The organism is Candidatus Methylomirabilota bacterium (genome assembly GCA_036001065.1).
In the GTDB taxonomy this organism is placed as follows: Bacteria; Methylomirabilota; Methylomirabilia; order Rokubacteriales; family CSP1-6; genus MNEF01.
Genome location: DASYUQ010000129.1, coordinates 1 through 9,729 on the forward strand (window position 1 = coordinate 1; position 9,729 = coordinate 9,729).

Consider the following 9,729-nt stretch of genomic DNA (forward strand, 5'->3'; position numbering starts at 1 on the left):
CGGCCGCGGTGGCCTTGGCGCCCGGCTCCTCGATATCGGCGCAGGCGACGCGGGCGCCGGCCGCCGCGAACGCCAGCGCGGTCGCGCGCCCGATTCCGTTCGCCGCGCCGACGACGATGGCGGTCTTCTTCTCGAGGGTGAACGCCGGGTCGATCATCGCGCCCTCCTGTCACCGGCCCTTCCCGCCGGCGTCGATCTCGACGTAGGATAGCGCAATCATCCGCGGCCGGGAGGATGAACCGGCGAGCGCCTCACAACTCACCTGGAAGGGTCACATGAGCGACGGCACAACGCGGCAGCTGGCGGTCGGGCTCAAGCACGTGCGGACGGTCAAGGTCACGGACGATATGACGCCGGGGCACCTGCGCAGCGAGCCGATCCGCGTGCTCTCCACACCGGACATGATCCGGCTCATCGAGCAGACCGCGATCGAGGCGGTGCAGCCGTGCCTCGCCAGCGGCCAGGCCACCGTCGGCACGCGCGTCGATGTCGCCCACCTGGCGGCGACGCTGGTGGGCATGACCGTCACGATCAGCGTCGAGCTCACGGAGATCGACCGGCGACGGCTCGGCTTCCGCGTCGAGGTCCGTGATGAGCTGGACGAGGCGGGCCGAGGCACCCACGAGCGCTTCATCGTCGACGGCGCCCAGCGGATGCCGCGACTTCAAGAAAAGCTGAACCGGTGGAAGGCCATCGGCGGGAAGTGAAGCCCGTCTCGTTGCGCGCGGTCGCCACGCTCTTCCTGGAACGCCAGCACCTCGCCCGGCCGCGCGCGGCCACGCTGACCACCCGGCGTCTCGGCCGCTTCGTCGAGGACGTGGGCGGGCTCCAGATGGATTCCATCAACGTCCTCGATCGGGCCCACTACCTCACGGTGTGGAGCCGCTTCGGGCCCTACGACCGCGCCTGGCTCGATCGCGTCGTCTACCGGCGCCGGATCCTGTTCGAGTACTGGGCGCACGCCGCCTGCCTGGTGCCGACGACGATGCTGCCGTGGTGGCGCCGCGCCATGCTCGACTACCGGGTCCGCCACACCGGCTGGTCCGACTGGCTCCGCCGGAACCCGAAGGTGCTGAGCCAGGTGAAGACGGCGGTTTCGGCCAGCGGGCCGATGGGCGGCACGGACTTCGACGGACGGCGTCCGAGCGGAGGCGGTGGGTGGTGGTCGTGGAAGCCCGTCCAGCACGCGCTGCACTATCTGTGGATGACCGGCGCGCTCACCATCCACTCGCGGCGGCATTTCCACAAACGGTACGACCTCCTGGAGCGCGCGATCCCGGCCGTGCTCGGCTGCCCACCGGTCTCGGCGGAGGAGTTCGCGCGCTGGCACCTCGAGCGCTCGCTGCACGCGATGGGCGCGGCGACCGAGCGCGACCTGACCGGCTACCTGACGTTCCCTCGATTCGGGCCGGGCGCGCGCCGGGCCGCGCTGCGCGCCATGATCGAGCGCGGGGAGGTGACGGAGATCGACGGGGAGGGCCGCCCGGGCCGCTGGCTCGTGCTGACGCGCGACCTGCCCGCCCTCGCCCGCGCGCGGCGGGCGCCCGCGGCCTCGCGGGGTACCACGCTGCTCTCGCCCTTCGATTCATTGCTCTGGTCCCGCGAGCGCGTGAGGCGCCTCTTCGACTTCGACTACCGCATCGAGGTCTACACCCCGGGTGACAAGCGCGTGCACGGCTACTACACATTGCCGATCCTCCACCACGGCCGTCTCATCGGTCGCGTCGACGCCAAGACCCATCGCCCCGAACGCCGGCTGGAGGTTCGCCACGTGCACTTCGAGCGGTGGTTCGCCGCAGCGACAGGGTTGCCGGTCGGGGAGGAGCGCATCGATCGGGACGAGGCGCTCGAAGGGCTGGCCGCTGCGCTGCGATCGTTGGCGACGTTCGTGAACGGTGACGAGCTGGTGCTCCGTCGGGTGACGCCGCACCGGCTACGCGCACCGCTGGCCCGTGCGCTTCCGGGGCCGTGATTCCGCACGCCCGGAACCGCAAGCAGCTCCACCCGAAGCTGTTCGCCTATCTCGAAGAGGTGTGACGGGCGCGACGCAGCACGAAGAAATACTGGTGCGGCAGGAACCGGTGCTCGGCGATCAGGCGCAGGCCGGCGCGGCGGGCGTCGCGCAAGAACCGCGCACGGGGGACGCGGCGCTTGGGCGGCGGCCCGAATTCCGACTCCTCGTTCCAGTCGACGTTGATCACCCGGGCGCCGGGGGAGAGCGCCGACACCAGCCGGCGCAGGAACGCCCCGGCGCCGTGCATGTGATGGTAGACGTTGATGATCACCGCGAGATCACAGCGGTTACGTGGCAGCATCGGATCATCGTCGCGGCTCAGCACCGGCGTGACGTTCTGCACTCGTGCGCGCGCCAGGCGCCGGCGCAGCACGTCGAGCACGGCCGCCTCCGGGTCCACCGCGTAGACGTGGCCCGACGGACCGACGGCACGCGCCAGTCGCGGCGTGAAGTACCCCGGGCCGGCGCCGATCTCGGCCACCACCTGCCCGCGACGCAGGCTGAGCGCCCTCACGACGGCGTCGGGCTTCTGCCACCTCGCCCGCTTCGGGTTCAGCTGACGACGGAGCGCGCCGGCCAGCTCGCTACGCTTCGTAGGACTTCCTCCCCGACGGCGCGGTGAGGAGCCGTCCCGCTTGTCGGATCTCGCCGGCGTCGAACGGCGGCGGGACGAGCAAGATCAGGCGGTGCACGCCGGTTCGCTCGAGCGACTGTCGCGCGCGCGAGTCCGCCCGGAGCCAGGGCTTGTCCAGCCCCGCGAACACCGTCACGAGGAACCGCGATGCGTCGCGGCCCGACGCCGTGTGCTCGTCGCGCGCGCGCTGGACGAGATCGCCGAGCTGCGGATGCACGGCCTGCGTGTTGAATCCGTCCGCGTGCCGGCCGGCGATCGCGGCCATGCGGGGGCCGAAGCCGCCCACGATGATCGGCGGCGGAGGCTCGGGCCGGAGGAATCCCGACTCGCCCGACCAGAGCCGGCGGATGAGGCCGATCGCCTCGACGACACGGTGCGCGCGGACCTCGTCGCGCTCGACCGCCTGGCCGATGGCCGCCTGCTCGACGGCGTACGGAGTGCGGCGACTTCCGCCGGCGCCGAGCCCGAGGAGCAATCGCCCGCCCGAGACCGCCTGAAGCGTCGCCGCCATGTTGGCCAGGAGTCCCGGCTGGCGATTGGCCACGTTGAGCACCAGCGGCCCGAGGGAGACGCGTCGCGTGACTTCGGCCAGCGCCGTCAGCACCGTCCACGCCTCCGGCACGCCGGGGCCGCCGGCATGGACGTCGGGATCGCGCAGGTGATCCCAGGTCCACAGCCCGTCGAAGCCGACGTCCTCCGCGGCCAGCGCGGCGGCGCGCATGTCGGCCCAGTGGGCGCTCATCGGGATCAGGAGCAGGTCGGTTTTCAGCCCAGCACGCCTTGCGCTCGGAGCTTCGACACCTCGTTCGTCGAAAGGCCCAACACCTGGGCCAGCACTTCCGCGGTGTGCTGGCCCGCGAGCGGCGCGGGTGTCGTCGGCGCCTCGGACGCCGACAGGCGAACCGGGCAGCCGGGCAGACGGAAGCGTCCGCGTGTGGCGTGCTCGATCGTGTGGATCTGGCCGCGGGCGTTGAGGTGCGGATCGTCCAGCACCTCGCCGGTGTCCAGCACGGCGCCGCACGGCACGCCCGCCTTCCCCAGCACCGCCATCACCTCGTGTTTCGTGCGCGCGCTCGGCCAGGCCCTGACGATCTCGTTCAGCGCGTCGCGGTGCTCCCAGCGCGCCTTCGCGTCCTGGTACCGGACGTCGGCGAACAGGTCCTCACGGCCGATCGCGGTCACGAAGTCGCGCCACATGTCCTGATTCATGGGCTGCACGTAGATCTAGGCGTAGTCGTTGGGTCCACCCGGCGCGCACGGGTAGGCGCCGCCGGGTACGCCGCCTGTGATTGCATTGTCCCGGCGCTCGCTGGGCTTGCCGTCGCGGTAGTGATCGACGTAGCGGCCCCGCAGGAAGTTGGCCACCACCTCCTGCATCGCCACCTCGACGAGCTGGCCCTGCCCGGTGCGCTGGCGCTGGATGTAGGCGGCCAGGATGGCGCCGGCCGTGTGGACGCCGGTCCCGGTGTCGCTCAGCGCGCGTTCGGCCATGGCTCATTCTCCTGGTCGGGTCAACCGGCAGTATACGTCGCGACGGCTGCCACCTGGCGCGACACCAGACGGGCGTAAAAACCGCCCGACGACAGCAACGCCTCGTGGCGGCCCGTTTCCGCGATGCGGCCCTCGTGCAGGACCGCGATCAGGTCCGCGTCGCGGATGGTCGAGAGGCGGTGCGCGATCACCAGCGTCGTCCGGCCGCGCGCCAGCGCATCCAGCGCCTGGCGGACCACCGCCTCGTTCACCGCGTCGAGGTGCGACGTCGCCTCGTCGAGGATCAAGACCGGCGCGTCCTTGAGGAACGCGCGCGCGATCGCCACGCGCTGGCGCTGGCCGCCCGAGAGCTGCATGCCGCGCTCGCCCACCACGGTGTCGACACCCTCCGGCATCGACTCGATCAGATCGCCGAGGGAGGCGCGCTCGATCGCCGCCCGCAGCTCGGTCTCGGTCGCCGTCGGGCGCGCGAGCAGGACGTTCGCGCGCAGCGTGTCGTTGAAGAGATAGGTGTCCTGCGCGACGAGCGCCATCTCGCGTCGGAGATCGTCCAGGCGCCACGCGCGCAGATCGTGGCCGGCCAGCCGGATCTCGCCGGCGTTCGGATCCCAGAACCGCAAGCAGAGATGCGCGATGGTCGTTTTGCCGGCGCCGGATGAGCCGACCAGCGCGACGGTGCTGCCCACTGGGACGGTGAGCGACACGCCCGCCAGCGCCGGACGTCGGCGGCCGGGGTAGGTGAAGGTGACGTCGCGCAGCGTGAGCATGGCATCGGTCGCGCGCGGACCCGGCACGCCCGGCCCGTCACGCACGGGCACGGGTTCGGAATGAATGGCGTGAACGCGGCGCGTGGCGCCCAGCGTGTCCGCGAGCTGTCGGCCAACCTGCGCCACCTCCCACAGCGGGATGAAGGCCGACAGCGCGAGGAGCGTGAGGAGCGGCAGCATCGGCGCCTCCAGCCGGCCCGCGGTCACCAGCCCGGCACCCGCCGCGATGACGGCGAGACCGCCGAGGCCGGTCACGGCCTCGTGCAGCGCGTGCTCGCGCGTGAGATCGGCGAGGAACGGCATCCGGGCGGCGAGGTAGGCGCCCGCGCGCGCCGTCAGCTCCTCGCCCCGCGCGCGCTCGCGCTGGAACGCGACGATCTCGGCGATACCCTGGATCGAGTCCACGGTGTGGGCGGTGAGATCGCCCGAGACCTCGCGCGCGCGCGAGCCGAGCCGGTCGATGTGCGCCCGGCGGAGCACGGGGCTCAGCGCGGCATATATGAGGAAGGGCAGCAGCGCCGCCGCCAGCGGCCACCCGAACGCGGCGAGGGTTGCCAGCACCGCCAGCGGCACGATGATGGCGACGAGCGCCGGCGTCACCGTGTGCGCGAAGAAGTACTCGATCAGCTCGACATCGTGGGTGGCCACGGCCACGAGATCGCCGCTCCGGCGCCGCGTGAGATACGCGGGCGCGAGCGCATCGAGCTTGCGGAAGAGCGCGAGCCGCATGTCGTTGAGCAGCCGGTAGGCCATGTCGTGCGCGAGCCACGACTCGAGCCAGTGGAGCAGCCCGGCCAGCGGCGCCGCCACCGCCAGCGCGATCAGCAGGGCGCCGTACGGGGCGCCGTGCGTCGCCGCGCGCACGACCAGCGCGCTCAGCACGCCGACCGCGATGATCGCCGCGACCCGCGCGATGCCGAGCCCGAACGTGCTGACGAGGCGCGCGCGGTAGCCGCGGATCATCTGCGAGAGGATCGGGAGCGCCTGGAGCCAGCCCACCTCCGCCGCGCTCACGACGCTCTCACCGACGGTCGATACTCCCGCACCATCGCTCTCGGGGCCGTCCGACTCGGCGCTGCGGCGGTCGATCGGCATCACCGGGTCCGGGCGCGCCGCCGATACTTGCAGACCCATGAGGCGCCAGTACGCACCCTGACGCGCCATCAGCTCCGCGTGGGTGCCGCTCTCGGCGACGCGGCCGCGGCCGAGGACCGTGATGCGGTCGGCGCCGATCACGCTCGAGAGACGATGCGCGAAGATCAGCGTCGTCCGGCCCTCCATCAACCGGTCGAGCGCGCTCTGGATGAGCGCCTCGCTCTCGGCGTCCACCGACGAGAGTGCCTCGTCGAGCACGAGGATCGGCGCGTCACGCAGCAGCGCGCGCGCGATCGCGATGCGCTGGCGCTGCCCGCCGGAGAGCCGCACGCCGCGCTCGCCGACGACGGTGCGGTAACCCTCGGGCAGCCGCGCGATGAACTCGTGCGCGTTCGCCGCGCGCGCCGCGGCCTCGAGCTCGGCGGGCGTCGCGTCCGGCTGACCCATCCGCAAGTTGTCCTCGACCGTGCCGTGGAAGAGGTAGGTGTCCTGGCTCACGACGGCGATACGCCGGCGCAGCTCGGCGAGTGACAGCTCGCGGACGTCACGCCCGCCAATACGCACGCCGCCGCCATCCGGATCGTAGAAGCGGAGGAGGAGGCGGACGACGGTGGACTTGCCGCTCCCGCTCGGGCCGACGAACGCCACCCGCTCGCCGGCGCCGACGTGGAAAGAGACGCCGTCGTGCACGATGCGCCGCGTGCCCGGATACGCGAACTTCACGTCCTCGAAGGTGACCGTGGGCGGGAGCGCTGGCTGGTCAGCGGCGCGCGCGCTGTCGGTGACGGCCGGCTGCGCGCCGAGGATGTCGAGGATGCCAGGCGCGGCGGCGGTGCCGAGCATCCCGGCGTGCAGCAGGATGCGCAGCTCGCGGAGCGGCCGGAACACCTCGACGCCGAGCATCAGGATGACGAGCAGGGAGGCGAGGTCCATCGCGCCGGTGCCGACGCGCCACGCCCCCAGCGTGAGCGCGGCGGCCGCGCCGATCGCCATGCCGGCGTCGGTGATCCCGCGGCCCATCGTGTTCGCGCCGAGAAGCCACATGGTGCTCTGGAAGAGATCGCGGCTCTTCTTCTCGAGCAGCCGCGCGCGCCCGCCGCTCTGGCCGAACGCCTTCAGCGTCGCGAGGCCCTGGAGCGCGTCGAGCAGCTCGGCGCCGAACGCCGCGTAGGCGCGATTGCGCGCGTAGCTGGCGGCGCGATCCCGCCGGTGCCAGAGCGCGGGCGCGATGAGCGTGACGAGCGCGGCGGCCACGAGCACAGCGGCCACCGGCAGGTCGACGAACGCGACGAACGCAAAGATGAGGATCGGCGTGGCCGCGGCGACGACGAGCTGCGGCAGGAACTGGCCGAAGTAGACCTCCAGCTGCTGGACGCCTTCCACCATCGACGTCGCGACGGGTCCGGTGCGCTCGTGCGTGAGGTACGCGGGCCCGAGGGAAACCAGGTGGTCGTAGAGCCGCTGGCGGAGCCGCGCCTGCACGCGGAACGCGGTGTGGTGCGCGATCATCGTGCGCGCGTACTCGACGAGGGACCGCGTTGCGATCACGGTGGCGACGGCGGCGATCGGCAGCGCGAGCGCCGTCAGACCGGCGCCGGCGAACACGCGCCCGAGGAGCCAGCCGAGCAGCGCGAGCCGTGCGATGCCGAGCACGACGCCGACGAGCCCGAGGGCAGCGGACGCGACGACGCGCGCCCGCAGGCCGAACGTGAAGCCGAGGAGCGTGCGATCGAGGTACACGTCAGCACCGAGATCTGAGAAGAGTTGCCTTCTCTACGTCGGGAGCATACACCGTCTCGCGCCGAGTGCGAGGACGACGTTGGCGTCGGTCACCGTCGGCTCGGTGCCGCCGATTCGAGATTCCGCCAGAGGATCTTCTCCTTCTCGTCCGGGGTCAGGGTCTGGAGACCTTGCACCCAGGCGACGGGCGAGGGATCCCACGGCACGAAGGGCCAGTCGCTGCCGAGCACGACGCGGTCGGCGCCGGTCGATGCGCCCCATGGCGAAGCAGGCCGGCCGCCATGGGCGATGCACACCTTGAGGCCCTCAGGGCGCTCGCAGGTGTCGGGCTCCAGGTAGAGCAGGTTGCACCGGCGGTGGGTGCCGCCGGCGTCGCGGGGCGGGGCGGTGCTGATGTAGGTCCTCCACCACACCCCACGGGAAATTCATCGCCGTCCTGTCGGATGCGGGACCTGACGGCCAGTATGGCATCAGCGGTGACAAACCCCTGGGGTCTCGGGCCGAACATCCGCCGTTCCCCCTCTGCTTGGCCCCCCTCGGTATCAATAATTTTCCAACGAAACTCTGGAGATAGCGATGTCTCTGATCCACTTCAGTATCGGCTGGGCTGCTGGTAAGCCTGTGGCAAATTTGTTGCACAGTTGACCTGTGGAAGACCATGGTGGCGGCGCGAGAGGACATTCAGGCGCTCCGGGGGTTCGTGCTTGGCGGGCCCGCGGATCCGCGTCATTCGCCGTCTGGCGCTGACGCCTTTCAGGCCAAGAGTCGAATCCTCATATCGACCACGTTCAATTTCCTGCGCCGGGAGTTCGAATTCAGGCGCTGGCGCCGATCCCACGAGCACTCGCTGAAACCAGACGGACGGGGTCCCCGGGCCACGTCTCCTGGTGTTCTTTAGCTCAGCGGACACAAGACTTAGCGAATCGCGCGTGGATTTATCTTGCTCGCGATCCTTGGACAAAAAGTCACACTCGAACGAGCGGGATCGGCATTCGCCCGTGGAGAAGAGAAAGGTATGAACAGAAAATATTGTTCCGCGATTGCGACGATGGTGCTGGCGGCGTTGCTCCCGGCGTGCGCCGCCAAAATTCATGGCACGGTCCAGCTGGCAGACCCCAACCTCCAGCCGGTGGCGAAGGACGGCCTGCAGGGCACCGTGGTGAACATGATCAATACCACCGCCGCCGTGGAGCAGGCGTCTTATGCCGCGACGACCGATGCCAACGGCAGGTTCGAGTCGCCGAAGGGCCGGCTGCGGCCGGGGACGTACAAGGTGGAGGCGGGCCGCATCGGCTATGAAACCGAGACTCAGACGGTGGAGATCAAAGAGCACACGCAGAAAAAGATCGACTTCAAGCTTCGGCGGATCCAGGAGGGCAAGCGCAAGACCATCCAGGGATCCAAGTCCGATGAGGACAAGATCATCAACCCGGGGGAAGTCAATATTCAAGCTCCCATGATGTAGCTTCGTCGCGCGCCATCGATAAGAGGACATTATGGTCAAGCCCACAGTGCGGTCGGGTTTCCTGTTGTTGGCGGTGTTGACGCTCGCGGCCTGCGGCCAAAAGCTGGACCTGCGAGTGACAGCCCGCCTGGATGGTCAGCCGGTGTCCCAGGCCAAGGTCACGATCGACGGGCAAGAGCAGGGAGGCACCGATGGCACCGGAGTCTTCGCCAAGACCATTCAGAGGAAGCCCGGGGCCGAGGTCGAGGTGCTGGTCGTCAAGGAATTGCCCGGCTACCGCATCAAGCCGTGGAAGACGTCCTTTCTGGTGAAACTGCCCAAAGGCGGGGCCGTCGACACCTACGCCTTCGATGCCGATCTGGAGGCCACGCGCTACATCACCCTGGTCGCCACGGAGAAAGGGACACCCGTCGCCGACGCCACGGTGAAGGTCAACGACAAGGAACTCGGCAAGACGGGCGCCACCGGCGAATTCGTCTACGAATACAAGAACCAGCCCAAGACGGGCGTCACCCTCACTGTC

The 9,729-nt window shown here is 70.3% G+C and carries 9 protein-coding genes and 1 pseudogene; 4 read left to right on the forward strand and 6 right to left on the reverse strand.

Annotated features, from left to right (window positions below):
- Positions 1-157: SDR family NAD(P)-dependent oxidoreductase (locus tag VGV13_12655; protein ID HEV8641943.1), on the reverse strand; the 157-nt coding region annotated here is incomplete at its 3' end.
- Positions 158-275: 118 nt separating this feature from the next.
- On the opposite strand from VGV13_12655, the gene VGV13_12660 reads away from it, so the two are divergent.
- Both VGV13_12660 and VGV13_12665 read left to right on the forward strand, forming a co-directional pair.
- Positions 276-707 carry a thioesterase family protein gene (locus tag VGV13_12660; GenBank protein HEV8641944.1) on the forward strand — a complete coding sequence of 144 codons (432 nt, stop codon included), beginning with the start codon at positions 276-278 and terminating at the stop codon, positions 705-707.
- Entirely contained in the window at positions 704-1,972 is a 1,269-nt protein-coding gene (locus tag VGV13_12665) for a crosslink repair DNA glycosylase YcaQ family protein (GenBank protein HEV8641945.1), read from the forward strand. Before VGV13_12660 ends, VGV13_12665 begins: the two co-directional genes overlap by 4 nt.
- A gap of 46 nt (positions 1,973-2,018) precedes the next feature.
- Here the strand turns inward: VGV13_12665 and VGV13_12670 are convergent, their stop codons facing one another.
- The 5 genes and pseudogenes from VGV13_12670 to VGV13_12690 all read right to left on the reverse strand — a co-directional run bounded on the left by VGV13_12670 (position 2,019) and on the right by VGV13_12690 (position 8,154).
- The gene (locus tag VGV13_12670) at positions 2,019-2,528 is read right to left on the reverse strand and encodes a methyltransferase (protein ID HEV8641946.1); all 510 of its coding nucleotides are present in this window, start codon (positions 2,526-2,528) and stop codon (positions 2,019-2,021) included.
- 70 nt (positions 2,529-2,598) lie between these two features.
- On the reverse strand, positions 2,599-3,390 hold the full coding sequence (locus VGV13_12675; protein ID HEV8641947.1) for an LLM class flavin-dependent oxidoreductase: 792 nt from the start codon (positions 3,388-3,390) through the stop codon (positions 2,599-2,601).
- A gap of 23 nt (positions 3,391-3,413) precedes the next feature.
- Positions 3,414-4,139, reverse strand: a pseudogene (locus VGV13_12680) (CoA transferase).
- Between the two features lie 20 nt (positions 4,140-4,159).
- Positions 4,160-7,741, reverse strand: coding sequence for an ABC transporter ATP-binding protein (locus VGV13_12685; protein ID HEV8641948.1), 3,582 nt, complete (start codon positions 7,739-7,741; stop codon positions 4,160-4,162).
- Between the two features lie 89 nt (positions 7,742-7,830).
- Positions 7,831-8,154 carry an amidohydrolase family protein gene (locus VGV13_12690; protein ID HEV8641949.1) on the reverse strand — a complete coding sequence of 108 codons (324 nt, stop codon included), beginning with the start codon at positions 8,152-8,154 and terminating at the stop codon, positions 7,831-7,833.
- Positions 8,155-8,756: 602 nt separating this feature from the next.
- Between VGV13_12690 and VGV13_12695 the strand changes: the two genes are divergently transcribed.
- Complete coding sequence (locus tag VGV13_12695) at positions 8,757-9,206, forward strand: carboxypeptidase-like regulatory domain-containing protein (GenBank protein ID HEV8641950.1); 450 nt, start codon at positions 8,757-8,759, stop codon at positions 9,204-9,206.
- A 31-nt stretch (positions 9,207-9,237) separates the two neighbouring features.
- A partial coding sequence (locus VGV13_12700; GenBank protein HEV8641951.1) for a hypothetical protein occupies positions 9,238-9,729 on the forward strand: 492 nt, incomplete at its 3' end.